The 16,557-nt window shown below is 64.9% G+C and carries 17 protein-coding genes; 12 read left to right on the forward strand and 5 right to left on the reverse strand.

What is annotated here, in order from left to right; translation table 11 throughout:
- Positions 1-7 precede the first annotated feature (7 nt).
- On the reverse strand, positions 8-604 hold the full coding sequence (locus AC1D09_RS02455) for a YqiA/YcfP family alpha/beta fold hydrolase (RefSeq protein ID WP_477661426.1): 597 nt from the start codon (positions 602-604) through the stop codon (positions 8-10).
- 69 nt (positions 605-673) lie between these two features.
- Here AC1D09_RS02455 and rodA point away from each other — a divergent pair, with 69 nt between their 5' ends.
- From rodA to AC1D09_RS02480, 5 genes are all read left to right on the forward strand, one after another.
- Positions 674-1,828: a rod shape-determining protein RodA gene (gene rodA / locus AC1D09_RS02460; protein ID WP_477661425.1), complete on the forward strand. Its 1,155-nt coding sequence runs from the start codon at positions 674-676 to the stop codon at positions 1,826-1,828.
- Between the two features lie 10 nt (positions 1,829-1,838).
- Positions 1,839-2,720 carry an NAD(P)-dependent oxidoreductase gene (locus AC1D09_RS02465; protein WP_477661424.1) on the forward strand — a complete coding sequence of 294 codons (882 nt, stop codon included), beginning with the start codon at positions 1,839-1,841 and terminating at the stop codon, positions 2,718-2,720.
- Between the two features lie 83 nt (positions 2,721-2,803).
- A complete protein-coding gene (gene tldD, locus AC1D09_RS02470; RefSeq protein WP_477661423.1) occupies positions 2,804-4,327 on the forward strand; it encodes a metalloprotease TldD in 1,524 nt (507 codons plus the stop codon).
- Between the two features lie 258 nt (positions 4,328-4,585).
- Positions 4,586-5,710 (forward strand): 3-deoxy-7-phosphoheptulonate synthase, encoded by a 1,125-nt coding sequence (locus AC1D09_RS02475; RefSeq protein WP_477661422.1) that lies wholly within the window; start codon positions 4,586-4,588, stop codon positions 5,708-5,710.
- A gap of 92 nt (positions 5,711-5,802) precedes the next feature.
- Positions 5,803-6,114, forward strand: a complete 312-nt coding sequence (locus AC1D09_RS02480; protein WP_477661421.1) for a hypothetical protein — start codon at positions 5,803-5,805, stop codon at positions 6,112-6,114.
- 30 nt (positions 6,115-6,144) lie between these two features.
- Here the strand turns inward: AC1D09_RS02480 and mpl are convergent, their stop codons facing one another.
- Positions 6,145-7,572 (reverse strand): UDP-N-acetylmuramate:L-alanyl-gamma-D-glutamyl-meso-diaminopimelate ligase, encoded by a 1,428-nt coding sequence (gene mpl / locus AC1D09_RS02485; protein ID WP_477661420.1) that lies wholly within the window; start codon positions 7,570-7,572, stop codon positions 6,145-6,147.
- A gap of 163 nt (positions 7,573-7,735) precedes the next feature.
- Between mpl and AC1D09_RS02490 the strand changes: the two genes are divergently transcribed.
- The 7 genes from AC1D09_RS02490 (at position 7,736) to AC1D09_RS02520 (ending at position 14,085) form a co-directional block, all read left to right on the forward strand.
- Entirely contained in the window at positions 7,736-8,347 is a 612-nt protein-coding gene (locus tag AC1D09_RS02490; RefSeq protein WP_477661419.1) for a hypothetical protein, read from the forward strand.
- Entirely contained in the window at positions 8,344-8,901 is a 558-nt protein-coding gene (locus tag AC1D09_RS02495; protein ID WP_477661418.1) for a TlpA disulfide reductase family protein, read from the forward strand. Before AC1D09_RS02490 ends, AC1D09_RS02495 begins: the two co-directional genes overlap by 4 nt.
- 335 nt (positions 8,902-9,236) lie before the next feature.
- Positions 9,237-9,692: an acetyl-CoA carboxylase biotin carboxyl carrier protein gene (gene accB / locus AC1D09_RS02500; RefSeq protein ID WP_477661417.1), complete on the forward strand. Its 456-nt coding sequence runs from the start codon at positions 9,237-9,239 to the stop codon at positions 9,690-9,692.
- A 42-nt stretch (positions 9,693-9,734) separates the two neighbouring features.
- Positions 9,735-11,084 carry an acetyl-CoA carboxylase biotin carboxylase subunit gene (accC, locus tag AC1D09_RS02505; RefSeq protein ID WP_074576243.1) on the forward strand — a complete coding sequence of 450 codons (1,350 nt, stop codon included), beginning with the start codon at positions 9,735-9,737 and terminating at the stop codon, positions 11,082-11,084.
- A 24-nt stretch (positions 11,085-11,108) separates the two neighbouring features.
- Positions 11,109-11,993 (forward strand): 50S ribosomal protein L11 methyltransferase, encoded by an 885-nt coding sequence (gene prmA / locus AC1D09_RS02510; RefSeq protein WP_477661471.1) that lies wholly within the window; start codon positions 11,109-11,111, stop codon positions 11,991-11,993.
- A 75-nt stretch (positions 11,994-12,068) separates the two neighbouring features.
- Positions 12,069-13,163, forward strand: a complete 1,095-nt coding sequence (locus tag AC1D09_RS02515; protein ID WP_477700988.1) for a zinc-ribbon and DUF3426 domain-containing protein — start codon at positions 12,069-12,071, stop codon at positions 13,161-13,163.
- A gap of 19 nt (positions 13,164-13,182) precedes the next feature.
- Positions 13,183-14,085, forward strand: a complete 903-nt coding sequence (locus AC1D09_RS02520) for a carbohydrate kinase family protein (protein WP_477661414.1) — start codon at positions 13,183-13,185, stop codon at positions 14,083-14,085.
- A 10-nt stretch (positions 14,086-14,095) separates the two neighbouring features.
- Here the strand turns inward: AC1D09_RS02520 and AC1D09_RS02525 are convergent, their stop codons facing one another.
- From AC1D09_RS02525 to AC1D09_RS02535, 3 genes are all read right to left on the reverse strand, one after another.
- Positions 14,096-14,482 (reverse strand): DUF167 domain-containing protein, encoded by a 387-nt coding sequence (locus tag AC1D09_RS02525; protein WP_477661413.1) that lies wholly within the window; start codon positions 14,480-14,482, stop codon positions 14,096-14,098.
- Positions 14,483-14,536: 54 nt separating this feature from the next.
- Positions 14,537-15,010, reverse strand: a complete 474-nt coding sequence (locus AC1D09_RS02530; RefSeq protein ID WP_036837576.1) for a histone H1-like DNA-binding protein — start codon at positions 15,008-15,010, stop codon at positions 14,537-14,539.
- Between the two features lie 196 nt (positions 15,011-15,206).
- Positions 15,207-16,433: a ribonucleotide-diphosphate reductase subunit beta gene (locus AC1D09_RS02535; RefSeq protein WP_477661412.1), complete on the reverse strand. Its 1,227-nt coding sequence runs from the start codon at positions 16,431-16,433 to the stop codon at positions 15,207-15,209.
- Between the last annotated feature and the right edge of the window lie 124 nt (positions 16,434-16,557).

A 16,557-nucleotide genomic window follows, 5' to 3' on the forward strand; every position in this document is an offset into this window, starting at 1 on the left:
GGCAGTTTCAGGCCAGGGCGAGGAAATCCAGGATTTCGGGCACATGCGTGTCGAAGTCGCTCAGCGCATGGTCGCCACCGTCGAGGATGCGCAGCCGGCTGCCCGCATAGCGGGCCGCCATTTCACGCCAGTCCAGCACCTCGTCGCCCTTGGCGATGATGGCCAGGTAGTTTTCAGGCGTTTTCAGCGGCCCGGCGTGCTGGGCTTTGAGTTCATCGACAAAACGCGGCTCGAAGAAAAAGTGCTGGACCGGGTCGTGCCAGGCGGTTTGCTCGCCGATGTAGCGGGCCAGGTCGCGCGCCGGCTCCACGGCCGGGTTGAGCAGCACGGCTTTGCAGCCCATGCGTTCGGCCACGGCGGTGGCATAAAAACCGCCCAGTGAGGAGCCGACCACGGCCAGGCTCTGGTAGCCGGCTTGCCGTGGCCAGCCGGCGATTTCATCCATGACCCCGCGTAGCGCGGCCTCGGGTGAAGGCGGCAGCTGCGGACACCACCAGTGGACGGCGGGATGGCGCTGCCGCACGATGGCCGCCATTTTCTGGGCCTTCATGGACTGCGGCGAAGAGCGAAAGCCGTGCAGGTAGAGCAGGTGGGTGGTGCGCATGCCGCCATGGTAGACGGGCGCCCACGGTCTTTGGCTCCGGGCCGCGGGCCCTGGCGGATAATCCCCGGCATGGCTGCCGTTTTCGACAAACCCTCTCTTTACCAGCGAACTTTGCCCCTGCTGCAGGGCTTTGACGGCCTGCTGGCGTTTGCCGTCTTCCTGCTGGCTTGCGCGGGCCTCTTGATCATGTATTCCTCGGGCTATGACCACGGCAGCCGCTTTGTCGACCACGGCCGCAACATGCTGATCGCCGGGGCCATCATGTTTGTGGTGGCACAGGTGCCGCCGCAGCGCCTGATGGCCTTTGCCGTGCCGCTCTACATCGTGGGGGTGACCCTGCTGGTGGCGGTCGCGGTGTTCGGTGTGACCAAAAAAGGCGCCAGGCGCTGGCTCAATGTGGGCGTGGTGATTCAGCCCAGCGAAATCCTCAAGATCGCCATGCCGCTGATGCTGGCCTGGTGGTTCCAGAAGCGCGAGGGCCAACTGCGGCCCCTGGACTTCGTGGCCGCCGTGCTGCTGCTGGCCATGCCGGTGGGCCTGATCATGAAGCAACCCGACCTGGGCACCTCGCTGCTGGTGCTGGCGGCCGGCCTGGCGGTGATCTTTTTCGCGGGCCTGAGCTGGAAGCTGATCCTGCCGCCGGTGCTGCTGGGCCTGGTCGGCGTGTTCCTGGTGGTCTGGTTTGAGCCGCAGATCTGCGCCGACGGCGTGCGCTGGCCCATACTGCACGACTACCAGCAGCAGCGCATCTGCACCCTGCTAGACCCGTCGCGCGACCCGCTGGGCAAGGGCTTTCACATCATCCAGGGCATGATCGCGATCGGTTCGGGCGGCATCACCGGCAAGGGCTTCATGGCCGGCACGCAAACCCACCTGGAGTTCATTCCCGAGCGCACCACCGACTTCATCTTCGCCGCCTATTCCGAGGAGTTCGGCTTGCTGGGCAACCTGCTGCTGATCGCTGGTTTTATCTTCCTGATCCTGCGCGGGCTGGCCATCGCGCTGGAGGCTTCGACCCTGTTCGCGCGCCTGCTGGCGGGGGCGCTGACCATGATCTTTTTCACCTATGCCTTCGTCAACATGGGCATGGTCAGTGGCATCCTGCCGGTGGTGGGCGTGCCCCTGCCCTTTATCAGCTACGGCGGCACCGCCATGGTCACCCTGGGCCTGGCCATAGGCATGCTGATGTCCATTGCCAAGGCCAAGCGCCTGGTGCAGACCTGAGGCCGCCCGCGTGAACGCCCGCAGGGTGACCGTGATCGGCGTGGGCAATATGGGCGGCGGCATGGCGGCCAACCTGCTGGCCAAAGGCTGGGATGTCCAGGTTTGTGACATCGATGCGGCCAAGGCCGCGGCCATGGTGCAACTGGGTGCCACGGCCATTGCCAGCCCCGCGGATGCCGCGGCGGAGTCACAGGCTTTTATCGTCTGCGTGGTCGACGCGGCGCAAACCGAAGAGGTGCTGTTTGGCGTGCAAGGCCTGGGCCGCGTGCTGCGGCCCGGCCATGCCGTGATGCTGTGCCCCACGATTTCTCCGCAGGACGTCGAATTCTTCGCCGCCCGGCTGGCCGAATGCGGCGTGCACACGCTGGACGCCCCCATGTCGGGCGGCCCGGCCCGCGCGCGCGACGGCTCCATGAGCCTGATGCTGGCCTGCACCGGCGAGGTGTATGCCCGGCAGGCCGGCTTGCTGCGGGACCTGTCGGCCAAGGTGTTCCACATCAGCGAAAAACCCGGCGACGGCGCCCGCACCAAGCTGGTCAACAACCTGCTGGCGGGCATCAACCTGGTGGGCGCGGCCGAGGCGCTGGCGCTGGCCGGGAGCCTGGGGCTGGACCTGGCGAAAACCCTGGACGTGATCGAGCAGTCCAGCGGGCAGAGCTGGATAGGCTCGGACCGCATGCGCCGCGCGATTGCCGGCGACTACGCGCCGCGCGCGCATGTGACGCTGCTTGAAAAAGACACGCGGCTGGCCATGGCGGCGGCCCGCGCGGCCGGCTTCGAAGGCCCGCTGGGCGAGCGCGCCAGCCGGGTCTTTGCCGAGGCCCACCGGGCCGGGCTGGCGGCCGAGGACGATGCCGCGCTGTTCAAGCACCTGGGCGGCAAGGGCGGCTGAGCGGGTTTTCGCCCGGTTTTCCCTTGCCTGCGGGCAAAACCCCGCCGCCCCCGGCCCACAGGCAGACTGCCTACAATGGCCGCATGACCTCACTTCGCTCCACCACCGCCTCCGCCCCCAACAAGTCCACGGTCTCTTCGGCCGCCCGGCCTACGGTGGAGTCGACCTCGGGGCGGCTGGAGATCGCGCAGAAACTGTTGCTGGCGCCCTTCGGCCTCACGCAGGCGCACCTGGGCCGCGCGCTCGGTGAAATCACCTCCCATGGCGCGGACGACGCCGACCTGTATTTCCAGTACACCCGCAGTGAAGGCTGGAGCCTGGAAGAGGGCATCGTGAAAACCGGCTCCTTCAGCATCGACCAGGGCGTGGGCGTGCGTGCCGTCAGCGGCGAGAAAACCGCTTTTGCCTATTCCGACGACATTTCCGAAGCCTCGCTGCTGGACGCGGCGCGCACGGTGCGCAGCATTGCCGCCGGCGGCAAAAGCGCCCGCGTCAAGACGCCGGCCGGCCGCATCGCCGGCAGCCGCTCGCTCTACCAGGGGCTGGACCCGATCGCCACGCTGGACAGCATCGCCAAGGTCCAGCTGCTGGAAAAGGTCGAAAAACTCGCCAAGGCCAAGGATCCGCGCATCGTGCAGGTCATGGCGGGCCTCGCCAGCGAATACGACGTGGTCATGGTGGCGCGCGCCGACGGCACGCTGGCCGCCGACGTGCGCCCGCTGGTGCGCCTGAGCGTGACGGTGATCGCCGAGCAGAAGGGCCGGCGCGAAGTCGGCTCGGGCGGCGGCGGCGGCCGTTTTGGCCTGGCCTATTTTGACGATGCGCAGGTCGCCGAATACGTCAATGACGCGGTAAAAGCCGCCCTGACCAACCTCGACGCGCGCCCCGCGCCGGCCGGCGAGATGACGGTGGTGCTGGGTTCGGGCTGGCCCGGCATCCTGCTGCACGAAGCCATAGGCCACGGCCTGGAGGGCGACTTCAACCGCAAGGGCTCCAGTGCCTTTTCCGGGCGCATAGGCCAGCGTGTGGCGGCCAAGGGAGTCACGGTGCTGGATGACGGCACGATTGCCGACCGCCGCGGTTCGCTCAACGTCGACGACGAGGGCAACGCCAGCCAGCGCAACGTCCTGATCGAGGACGGCATCTTGAAGGGCTACATCCAGGATTCGCTGAACGCCCGCCTGATGAAGGTCAAGCCCACCGGCAACGGGCGGCGCGAGAGCTACGCCCACGTGCCCATGCCGCGCATGACCAACACTTACATGCTGGGCGGCGACAAGCAGCCAGAGGAAATCGTGGCCAGCATCAAGAAGGGCCTGTACGCCACCAACTTCGGTGGCGGCCAGGTCGACATCACCTCGGGCAAGTTTGTGTTCTCGGCCAGCGAGGCCTTCTGGGTCGAAAACGGCAAGATTTTGTATCCCGTCAAGGGCGCGACGATTGTCGGCAACGGCCCCGACGCGTTGACCCGCGTCACCATGATGGGCAACGACATGGCCCTGGACAGCGGCGTCGGTACCTGCGGCAAGGAAGGCCAGAGCGTGCCGGTCGGCGTCGGCCAGCCGACCCTGCGCATCGACGGTCTGACGGTGGGCGGAACGGCCTGAACCGGCCGTTTTCGGGGCTTTCGCGGACCTGTGCTACATTCCAGCTTATGAATTTCGGCAAGTTTTATTTTGCTTACTTTTGGTTCTCCAGCGCTTTCGGCGGTAGAGAGATCAAGGCGTGACCCGATAAAACGCACCGAATCTCCAAAAACCGCCGGCTCCCGGCGGTTTTTTTTTGCCCGATTTGTTTGCTGAATGTTTGTACCGAAACCTGAATTGCCCGACTGACACCTGACACCCTAGAAAAGGAAGATTGCGATGAATGCCAAAGCCACCTCCGCCAGCGACAACTGGTATGCGACCGTCGAAAAGACCAGCCAGACCGACGACGAACGCATCAAGGACATCACCGTGCTACCCCCTCCCGAGCATCTCATCCGCTTCTTCCCCATCCGCGGCACCGCCGTCGAGACGCTGATCAGCAAGACCCGCAAGGGCATCCACAACATCATCCAGGGCAAGGACGACCGCCTGCTGGTGGTCATCGGCCCCTGCTCCATCCACGATCCCGCGGCGGCGCTGGAGTACGCCCGCAAGCTGGTCGAGCAGCGCAAGAAATACGAAGGCACGCTGGAAATCGTGATGCGCGTCTACTTCGAAAAGCCGCGTACCACGGTGGGCTGGAAGGGCCTGATCAACGACCCTTACCTCGATGAAACCTTCCGCATCGACGAAGGCCTGCGCATTGCGCGCCAGCTGCTGATCGACATCAACCGCCTGGGCCTGCCGGCGGGCAGCGAATTCCTGGACGTGATCTCGCCCCAGTACATCGGCGACCTGATCTCCTGGGGCGCGATAGGCGCGCGCACCACCGAAAGCCAGGTGCACCGCGAACTGGCCTCGGGCCTGTCGGCGCCCATAGGCTTCAAGAACGGCACCGACGGCAATATCCGCATCGCCACCGACGCCATCCAGGCGGCGGCGCGCGGCCACCATTTCCTGTCGGTGCACAAAAACGGCCAGGTCGCGATCGTGCAGACCAACGGCAACAAGGACTGCCATGTGATCCTGCGCGGCGGCAAGACCCCCAATTACGACGCGGCCAGCGTCGCGGCGGCCTGCAAGGAACTGGAAGCCTCCAAGCTGCCGGCCACGCTGATGGTGGACTGCAGCCACGCCAACAGTTCCAAGCAGCACGAAAAGCAGGTCGAAGTGGCGCGCGACATCGCGGGCCAGGTGGCCGGCGGTTCGCGCCATGTGTTCGGCCTGATGGTGGAGAGCCACCTGAACGCCGGCGCGCAGAAATTCACCCCCGGCAAGGACGACGCAAAAGCGCTGGACTACGGCAAGAGCATCACCGACGCCTGCCTGGGCTGGAACGATTCGACGGACGTGCTGGAAATCCTGTCGGCCGCCGTGCTCAAGCGCCGCGCCAATAAATAAGCGAATAAACGCTATCGGCCGCTTGCGGGTTTGTGCGAATAGCCGCGCTACCCGCAAGTCGCCGACCATGGGCGCCTGACCAGGAGCACATCATGCGCAGCGAAGTCACCGTGAGCTTCAAGGACGGCCCGCCCGTGCGGCTGGACCTCAACGAAGTGCAGCCCATGCCGCACGACGTGGCGCGTTGGTGGCTGGACGACCAGTTCACGCAAATGGGCTGCGAGCCGCTGCGGCCGACGGGCAAACTGCTGACCGCCGACAAGGTCGTGGTGGTGGCCCAGGCCGCCGGGCCGGCGAAATTCGCCGAGGCCAAATGGGCGCAGGAGTTTGCCCGCGCGGCCAGCGCGGCGCTGGCCAAGCCGGTGGTTCACATCGACGTGGCGACGCTGAGCATCACCTATTAATTAGTGGGGCCCCAGGCGTTCTGGGCAAAGTCAGGCCTTGAGCGCCGCCAGCAATTTGGCGTGAATCCCGCCAAAGCCCCCGTTGCTCATGCACAGCAGGTGGTCGCCGGGCCGGGCCGCCGCCTTGACCTGGTCCAGCAGCTGGTCAATGGTGCCGGCGACCTGGGCGCGCTCGCCCATGGGCGCCAAGGCGGCGCGCGCGTCCCAGTCCAGCCCGCCCGCGTGGCAGAAGGCCAGGTCGGCCTGCTCCAGGCTCCAGGGCAGCTGGGCCGTCATGGCGCCCAGCTTCATGGTGTTGCTGCGCGGCTCGAAGATGGCGAGTATGCGTTCGCCGCCCCGGCCGGCGCTTTGCAGCTGGCGGCGCAGGCCGTCCACCGTGGTGTGGATGGCCGTGGGGTGATGGGCGAAATCGTCGTACACCGTGATGTCGCCGCCCTTGCGCGGGATCACGCCGCGCACTTCCATGCGCCGCTTGACGTTCTGGAATTCCGCCAGCGCCCGCGCTGCGGCCTCGGGCGCCACACCCACGTGCTCGGCCGCCGCGATGGCCGCCAGGGCGTTGAGCTGGTTGTGCACGCCGCTGATGCCCCACTTCACATGGGCCACGGCCTCGCCGGCCTTGAGCACATGAAAGTCATGCGGCTCGCCATGGGCGGTAAACCCGGCTTTGTTCAGCAGGCCGTTGCCAAAGAGTAGCTGCTCACTCCAGCAACCCTGGGCCAGCACGCGCTGCAGGCTAGCCTCGGCGGCATTGACGACCACCCGGCCCTGCGAGGGCACGGTGCGCACCAGGTGGTGGAACTGCCGCTCTATGGCCGCCAGGTCGTCAAAGATGTCGGCATGGTCGAACTCGAGGTTGTTCAGCACGGCGGTGCGCGGCCGGTAGTGCACAAACTTGCTGCGCTTGTCGAAAAACGCCGTGTCGTATTCGTCGGCCTCGATCACAAAGGTGTTGCCCTCGCCCAGGCGGGCCGAGACGCCGAAATTGAGCGGCACGCCGCCGACCAGGAAACCCGGCTTCAGCCCGGCATGCTCCAGGATCCAGGCCAGCATGGCTGTGGTGGTGGTTTTGCCGTGCGTGCCGGCCACGGCCAGCACGTGGCGCGGTCCGGTCGCGTGGTGGGTGGGATGGTGCAGCACATGGCCCGACAGCCACTGCGGGCCGCTGGTATAGGGCTTGCCGCTGTTCAAGATGGCTTCCATGAGCGGGTATTTGGGCGTCCCGTCGGCCAGCCGGGCGCGCGAGATCACGTTGCCGACCACGAACACATCGGGCTCGAAAGCCATCTGGTCGGCGCCGTAGCCCTCGATCAGTTCGATGCCCAGGCCGCGTAGCTGGTCGCTCATGGGCGGGTAAACGCCCGTGTCGCAGCCCGTGACTTTGTGTCCCGCCTCCCGCGCCAGGGCGGCCAGGCCACCCATGAAAGTGCCGCAGATTCCCAGAATATGTATGTGCATGGGGCTGTATTCTAGGAGGCCGGGTTTCGCGGGCCCGGCCCCGCCAGGGTGGCCGGCCGCGCCAGGCGCTGAACTTTGGGCCACATCGGGAACCTAACCGGGGCACAATCGCTTCGCCGCTCTTTTCTTCTCTTCTCCCTTCTGGCTCCCGGGCCTGCCGACCTTGACCCCACACACCCTCAAATCCGAAATTGCCGCCACGGCCGCCGCGCTGGTGGTCGAGGAAGGGCTGGAATACGGCCCCGCCAAGCGCCGCGCCGTCAAACAGCTGGCGCTGCCGGCCCGCACCGAGCTGCCCGGCAACGACGAGCTCGAAGACGCGGTGCGCGAATACATTGCGCTGTTCTGCGCCGACACCCAGCCGGCCGAGCTGGCCGCCTTGCGCGAGCTGGCCCTGGTCTGGATGGAGCGGCTGGCGCAGTTCCGGCCCCATCTGGGCGGCGCGGTCTGGCACGGCACGGCCACGCGGCTGTCCGACATCTATATCCAGCTTTTCTGCGATGACCCCAAATCGGCCGAAATCGCGCTGATTGAGCACAATGTGGACTACGAGCCGCGCACCGTGACCGGTTTTACCGGCGACAGCGTGGAAGCGCTCAGTTTGCGAAGTGTGTGCAAACCTTTGAATGAAACCGTGGGCGTGCACCTGATGGTCTACGACCATGACGACCTGCGCGGCGCCTTGAGGCCCGATACCAAGGGCCGCACGCCCCGGGGCGATATCGCCGCCGTGCAAAAATTGTTAATACCCCAAGCTGGAGCTTCAGACACGTGAATCGCAGAAACATGCTTTATGGCGCGGCGGCCGCCGTAGCCGGGCTGGCCGGCGCCAGCGTCGCCTGGTGGAAGTTCCAGCCGCACCAGGTCGCGCCCGGACCGGCTGAAACAGGGGTGGTAGGCGCGGCTGGCAGTGCCTCCGACGCCTTCTGGCGCCTCAGTTTTGACACCCCGGACGGCAAGAACCTGTCCATGAGCAGCTTTCGCGGCAAGCTCCTGCTGGTCAATTTCTGGGCCACCTGGTGCCCGCCCTGTGTCGAGGAATTGCCTTTATTGGATTATTTCTACCAGGAAAATCGCGATAAAAACCTGCAAATAGTGGGTTTGGCCGTCGATCAGCCCACTGCGGTACGGACCTGGCTGCAAACCAAGCCCCTGCATTTTCCGGTGGGTATGGCCGGCCTTGGCGGGACTGAGCTCAGCAAATCGCTGGGCAACCTCGCCGGCAGCCTGCCCTTCACGGCGGTGTTCAGTGCCTCGGGAGAGTTGCTGCACCGCAAGATCGGCAAGGTCCTGCCTGAAGACCTCGCGCAGTGGGCCAAGCTGGTCTAAGAGGCCCATGCGGGGTTTTGCACGAAAACCCGGCCAACCTGCGGCAATACGCTTCTAACAGCATTGTCTGAAGGGGATTTAGGGAAATCGAGGCCAACCGCCAGACGGTTTGGAATGGCCTCCGGCTTGATGTACACTCTGCGCTTTCCCGGGGAAAGCCGCCTGGCTCCTCCCCGCAGTAGTTAACTGATAAGCGCTTTAAAGCGTAAAAGCAGAAAGTAAGTGAAAAAAGAAGGAAGATCGGTGGCCGCACCCCGTGTGCCCTGTTTCCGGCCTTTCAGTCAAAAGCTGCGCCGAGATCCCGCGCCAGCATCTACCGTCGTTGGAGAGAACCCATGGATTTAAGAAAACTCAAAACCCTGATCGACCTCGTCTCGGAGTCCAACGTCTCCGAACTGGAAATCACCGAAGCCGAGGGCAAGGTACGCATCGTCAAATCCAGCGGCGCTCCCGTCGTGATGCAGCAGCCGGTTGCCATGGTAGCAGCTCCCGCGGCGGCCCCGGCCGCCGGCGCCCCGGCTGCTCCGGCCCCTGAGGCGGCGCCCACCGCCCCGGCCGGCCATGCCGTCAAGTCGCCCATGGTGGGCACTTTCTACCGCTCGGCCAGCCCCGGCGCCAAGCCCTTTGTGGAAATCGGCAGCGTGGTCAAGGAAGGTGAGACCATCTGCATCATCGAGGCCATGAAGATCCTCAACGAGATCGAAGCCGACAAGTCGGGCACGGTCACCAAGATTCTTTCGGAAAACGGCCAGGCTGTCGAATACGGCCAACCCCTCTTCATCATTGAATAAGCGGGGCGCAGCGCCTCCTTTTCAAACCAGGCTTACCGACGCATGTTCAAAAAAATTCTGATCGCCAACCGCGGGGAGATCGCTTTGCGCATCCAGCGCGCCTGCCGCGAACTCGGCGTGAAGGCCGTGATGGTCTATTCCGAGGCCGACCGCGAAGCGAAATACATCAAGCTGGCGGACGAGTCGGTCTGCATAGGCCCGGCGCCCTCCAAGGACAGCTACCTCAACATGCCGGCCATCATCTCGGCGGCCGAGGTGACGGACGCCGAAGCCATACACCCCGGCTACGGCTTCCTGAGCGAAAACGCCGATTTTGCCGAGCGGGTCGAGAAAAGCGGCTTCAAGTTCATAGGCCCTTCGCCCGAATCCATCCGCATCATGGGCGACAAGGTGTCGGCCAAGCAGACCATGATCAAGGCCGGCGTGCCCTGCGTGCCCGGCTCGGAAGGCGCCCTGCCTGACGACCCGGTCCTGATCAAGCGCACCGCCAAGCAGATCGGCTACCCCGTCATCATCAAGGCGGCCGGCGGCGGCGGCGGGCGCGGCATGCGCGTGGTGCACACCGAGGCGGCCCTGCTGCATGCGGTGCAGACCACCAAGGCCGAGGCCGGGGCGGCTTTCGGCAATCCCGAGGTCTACATGGAGAAATTCCTGCAGAACCCGCGGCACATCGAAATCCAGATCCTGGCCGACCAGCACAAGAACGCGGTCTGGCTGGGCGAGCGCGACTGCTCCATGCAGCGGCGCCACCAGAAAGTCATGGAAGAGGCGCCGGCGCCCGGCATTCCGCGCAAGCTGATCGAGCGCATCGGCGAGCGCTGCGTCGCGGCCGTCAAGAAGATAGGCTACCGCGGCGCGGGCACTTTCGAGTTTCTCTACGAAAACGGCGAGTTCTATTTCATCGAGATGAACACCCGCGTGCAGGTGGAGCACCCCGTCACCGAGTGGATCACCGGCGTGGACATCGTGCGCACCCAGATCATGGTGGCGGCCGGTGAAAAACTGCCCTTCGCCCAGCGCGACATCGAACTCAAGGGCCATTCCATCGAATGCCGCATCAACGCGGAAGACCCCTACAAGTTCATTCCCTCGCCGGGCCGCATCACGACCTGGCACACGCCGGGCGGGCCGGGCGTGCGGGTGGACTCCCACATTTACGCCAATTACTTCGTGCCGCCCAACTACGACTCCATGATCGGCAAGATCATCGTCCACGGCGACACGCGCGAGCAGGCCCTGGCCCGCATGAGCACGGCGCTGGCCGAGACCGTGGTCGAAGGCATCAACACCAACATCCCGCTGCACCGCGAACTGATGGTGGACGCCAAGTTCATGGACGGCGGCACCAACATCCACTACCTGGAAGAGTGGCTGTCCAAACGTGAACGGTGACCGCTGCCGGGGCGCGCGATGAGCATGTTTGAACTGATCCTGCTGGCGCCCGTCGACGAGGTTGAGACGCTCAGCGAGGCGCTGGACGCGCTCGACGCGCTCAGCGTTTCGGTGGAAGATGCCGACGCGCAGACGCCGGCGGAGCAGGCCTTGTTCGGCGAGCCCGACATGCCGCCGCCCAAGGCGGGCTGGGAACGCTCACGCATCGTGTCGCTGTTTGCCACCGAAGCCCTGGCGCGTGACGCGGCCCATGTGCTGGCGGCACAGGACTTTTTCACGGGTTGCCGCGTCGTCGCTGTCCAGCCCGTACCCGAGCAGGACTGGGTGCGCCTGACCCAGTCGCAGTTCTCGCCCGTGGACATCACACCCGAATTCTGGATCGTACCGACCTGGCACGAGCCGCCGGCCGAGGCCAAACAGGTGATTCGCCTGGACCCGGGCCTGGCTTTCGGCACGGGCACGCACCCGACCACCCGCATGTGCCTGCGCTGGATCGCAGGCCGTAGCGGGCAAGACCTGGGCCGTGTGCTGGACTACGGCTGCGGCTCCGGCATCCTGGCCATCGGTGCGGCCAAGTTCGGCGCGGCCGACATCGACGCCGTGGACATCGACCCGGCCGCGGTCGAATCGACGCTGGCCAATGCCGAGGCCAACCATGTGGCGCTCAAGGCCGGCCTGCCCGAGACTGCGTCCGGCCAGTACCGCACCGTGCTGGCCAACATCCTGGCCACGCCGCTCAAGGTGCTGGCGCCCTTGCTGTGTTCCCATGTCGAGAAAGGCGGGCACCTGGTGCTCGCCGGCATCCTGGAGCGCCAGGCCGACGAGCTCAAGCAGGCCTACGCCCCCTATTGCCAGCTCAAGGTGCACGATGCGCAAGAGGGCTGGATCCTGATGACCGCCGGCTTCTAGGCCGTCCCGCGGGGCGCGGCCCCTACAATACAGCGCTAAATGAGCCTGATTACGCGCTGTCCCGCATGCGGCACGATGTTCAAAGTCGTGACCGACCAACTCAAAGTCTCACAAGGCTGGGTGCGATGCGGCCATTGCGCTGAAGTGTTCGATGCGTCGGCCCATCTGCTGCCGCGCGATATGTCCGCGCTGACCGCGCCTGCACCCCTGGCAACGGCCACGCTGGCCGCCGCCCCAGAGCCCCCGCCGGAATTCGACCGCCCCACCGAGCCCCAAAGCCTGCCCGCTGCGGACCCGCCGGTGGAGCCGTCCCGGCAGGAATGGGCGCCGGCCCGCTCGTTTGCCGACAGGATGCCGCTGCGGCCGTCCAGCCCCGGCTGGGACGACGCCCAGGACAGCGCCGCCGACTTCGACCCCGTGCGCTGGAAGCAGGCGCAGCAGGAACGCCAGCTCGATCCGCTGGAGCTGCCCGCCGAATCGCTGCCTGCCGAGCTACCCTTGCCGCGCCAGCCGGCCATGGTTCGCCAGGCCGTCGAGGACGATTCCAGCTTCGCCTATTCGGACGTGGATTCCGGCATGCCGGGGCGGCCGATGGAGCACGATGTGTCCTTTGTGCGGGATGCGCGGCGCAAGGCCTTCTGGCGAAAACCGCTGACGCGCCTGTCGCTGTCCCTGCTGTCCCTGCTGCTGCTGGCCGCGCTGGTGGCCCAGTGGGCCGTCCAGCAGAGGGACATGCTGGCCGCGCTGGAGCCCCGGCTGCTTCCGGCGCTGCAGGCCTTGTGCGGCCCGCTGCGTTGTGAAATCCGCCCGCCTCGCCATATCGAGGCGCTGGTGATCGACAGCTCCACCTTCAACCGCATCGCGCCCGACGCCTACCGCCTGAGCTTCACCCTCAAGAACACCGGCGTGGCGACGCTGGAAATGCCCTCGCTGGAGGTGACCCTGACCGACACCCAGGACCAGGCCGTGGTGCGCCGCGTCCTGGCGCCGGCCCAGTTCGGCGCCAAGGCCGCGACGCTGGCGGCCCAGTCCGAGCTGGCGGGGCTGGTCATCATGAAGGTCTCGGGGGATGCGGCCGGCGGGTCACCCCCTTCCTCCTCATCTTCTTCCGCTTCCGCGGCCGCGCCCCTGCGGGTGGCGGGCTACCGTGTCCTGGCTTTTTATCCCTGATTGAAACGAGAAAAAATCAATGTCCGCTGTTATCTGTGGCTCCCTGGCGTTTGACACCATCATGACTTTCGAGGGGCGCTTTTCCGAGCAGATCCTGCCCGACCAGCTGCACATCCTCAATGTGTCCTTCCTGGTGCCGGCGCTGCGCCGCGAATTCGGCGGCTGCGCCGGCAACATCGCCTACAGCCTGCGGCAGCTGGGCGGCACGGCCCTGCCCATGGCGACGGTCGGCAGCGACGGCGCCGAGTATGTGGATCGCATGAAGACGCTGGGCATCAGCACCGAGTTCGTGCGCCAGGTCGAGGGCACCTACACCGCGCAGGCCATGATCATGACCGACCGCGACAACAACCAGATCACGGCTTTCCATCCCGGCGCGATGATGCAGGCCCATGTGACCCGCATCGCGGCGCGCGGCGACATCAAGCTGGGCATCATTTCGCCCGACGGCCGCGATGCCATGCTGCAGCATGCCGAGCAGTTCAAGGCCGCCGGCATCCCCTTTGTGTTCGACCCGGGCCAGGGCCTGCCCATGTTTGACGGCAAGGAACTCGCGCATTTCGTCGAGCTGGCGACCTGGGTGACGGTCAACGACTACGAAGCCAAAATGCTCTGCGACCGCACCGGCCTGTCCTGCGCCGAATTGTCGCGGCGCGTGCAGGGCCTGGTGGTGACCTTGGGCGCCGAAGGCTGCGAAGTCTGGATAGACGGCGAAAAAACCCTGGTGCCGCCCGTGAAGGCCGAGGCTGTGGTGGACCCGACCGGCTGCGGCGACGCCTTTCGCGGGGCGCTGCTGTTCGGCCTGGAACAAGGCTGGCCGCTGGCGCGCTGCGCCGCGCTGGGCAACCGGGTCGGCGCGCTCAAGATCGCGACGCGCGGCGGCCAGAACTACACACTGTCGGCCGAACAAATCTCGGCTTAAAGAGCGCCCCTCAGGCGGGTGGGCCGTCCTGGCCCGCCGCTTTCACCAGCTCATCCCAGGCGGCGCGGCCGGCCGCCGCGGCATTCACGCGCAGCTGCTTGCGCCTGGAGCTCTCCCCGCGCGCCAGCGTGACCGCCTGCTGCGGCACACCGAGGCAGCCGGCCAGCCATTTCACGAGTGCCTGGTTGGCCTTGCCGTCCACCGGCGGCGCCTGCAGCCGCAGGCGCAGCGCGAGCTGGCCGGCTTCGCCGTGCAGGCCCACGACCTGGGTTTTGGCGGCATTCGGCACCACGTGCACATCGACCAGCACGTCGCCGTTCTTTTCCATCCGCAGAAAGGCAAGCTCAGGCAGTGGCATGGGCGGGATGATGGCGGGCGTGGGGAGCGGGGCGGGCATGAAAAAAGCCCGACATCTTTCGATATCGGGCTCTAAGCAGAATTACCTTACTGCTTACGGCTTGCTGGCGGTCGGAAACGGCCAGGCAGCTTGCGGGTTCAGAGTAGTCTGAGCCGCAGGGGCAGCCGCTGCAGCGGGTGCTTTCGCAGCTTTGGCAGCAGGTTTTTTCGCGGCTTTCTTCGCAGCGGGCTTTTTCGCTGCTTTCTTGGCGGCAGGCTTCTTCGCAGCGGCTTTCTTGGCCGCTGGTTTCTTCGCTACCTTTTTCGCGGCCTTCTTGGCTGCTGGCTTTTTCGCTGCGGCTTTCTTCGCCGCTGGCTTCTTGGCCGCTACCTTCTTGGCTGCTGGCTTTTTCGCTGGCGATTTTTTCGCAGCTGGCTTCTTGGCCGCTACTTTTTTCGCTGGAGCTTTTTTAGCCGGAGCTTTTTTCGCTGCTACTTTTTTAGCAGGAGCCTTCTTAGCTGCTGCCTTTTTAGCAGGAGCCTTCTTCGGAGCAGCTTTTTTAGCCGCAGTTTTTTTCGCAGTTGCCATAGTTTTCTCCTTGATCACGTTGCAAAGAGCACTTCACGGTTGGAGTACGTAAAGCGATTCACGGCGTTGGGCCCCGGATAAACCGGTCCCAGCGCCGCGAACACAGGAGCAAAGCCCAGCGCGCACTCTGCGGTGTCGTCGTTGGTCGTTGCAATTCTAGAAATCATTGTCGGCTTGTGTTGCGCGTCTTGTTCAATCAATCCCAGGAAAGGGCACCACCGGACTGGTACTCGATCACGCGGGTTTCAAAGAAGTTGCGTTCTTTTTTCAGGTCGATCATTTCGCTCATCCACGGGAATGGATTCTCCTCGTTGGGGAAGAGAGTTTCAAGTCCGATCTGCGTGGCGCGGCGATTGGCGATGTAGCGCAGGTAGCCCTTGAACATGGAGGCGTTCAGGCCGAGCACGCCGCGCGGCATGGTGTCCTCGGCGTAGCGGTATTCCAGTTCGACGGCCTTCATGAACAGGGCCTTGATCTCGGCCTTGAACTCCGCCGTCCAGAGGTGCGGGTTCTCCAGCTTGAGCTGGTTGATCAGGTCGATGCCGAAATTGCAGTGCATGGACTCGTCGCGCAGGATGTACTGGTACTGCTCGGCGGCGCCGGTCATCTTGTTCTGGCGGCCCAGGGCGAGGATCTGCGTGAAGCCGACGTAGAAGAAGAGGCCCTCCATCAGGCAGGCGAAGACGATCAGCGACTTGAGCAGGGTCTGGTCGGCCTCGGGCGTGCCGGTCTTGAAGTGCGGGTTGGAGATGACTTCAATGAAAGGGATCAGGAACTGGTCCTTGTCCTTGATGGACTGGACTTCGTTGTAGGCGTTGAAGATCTCGCTTTCGTCCAGGCCCAGCGACTCAGTGATGTACTGGTAGGCATGGGTGTGGATGGCTTCCTCGAAAGCCTGGCGCAGCAGGAACTGGCGGCACTCGGGTGCCGTGATGTGGCGGTAGGTGCCCAGCACGATGTTGTTGGCGGCCAGCGAGTCGGCGGTCACGAAGAAACCCAGGTTGCGCTTGACCAGGCGGCGTTCGTCCTCGGTCAGGCCGTTCGGGTCTTTCCAGAGCGCGATGTCGCGCGTCATGTTCACTTCCTGCGGCATCCAGTGGTTGGCGCAGGTGGCGAGGTATTTTTCCCAGGCCCATTTGTATTTGAAGGGCACCAGCTGGTTGACGTCGGTCTGGCCGTTGATGATGCGCTTGTCGGAGGCTTTGACGCGCTGCGCCTTGGCGGGTTCGGCGGAGACGGGAGCCGAAGGGGCCGCAGCTTGCGCAGGTGCGAAGGCGCCGTCGTTGAGCATGCGCACTTGCGCCTGGGGTTGCTCGGCGGCGTTAAAAGAAAGAGGCGGAAGTTCCATCGAGCGGCCTTCGGGCGAGCCGCTGTTCTGAGGTGTTTGCAACGATGGTTTGACTTCTTCGTCCCAGGTCAACATAGAGGTTTCCAATACTGTGGGATTATGAAAGCAGCGATACAAAATGAAAAGTGTTCATTCACATCGCTACAAAATTGTGTTGCTCATATACATCGAATCGTGCGGCCGGGTGGCCGCGCGATCC

The sequence above is a fragment of the Polaromonas sp. P1_A2 genome, from assembly GCF_056406895.1.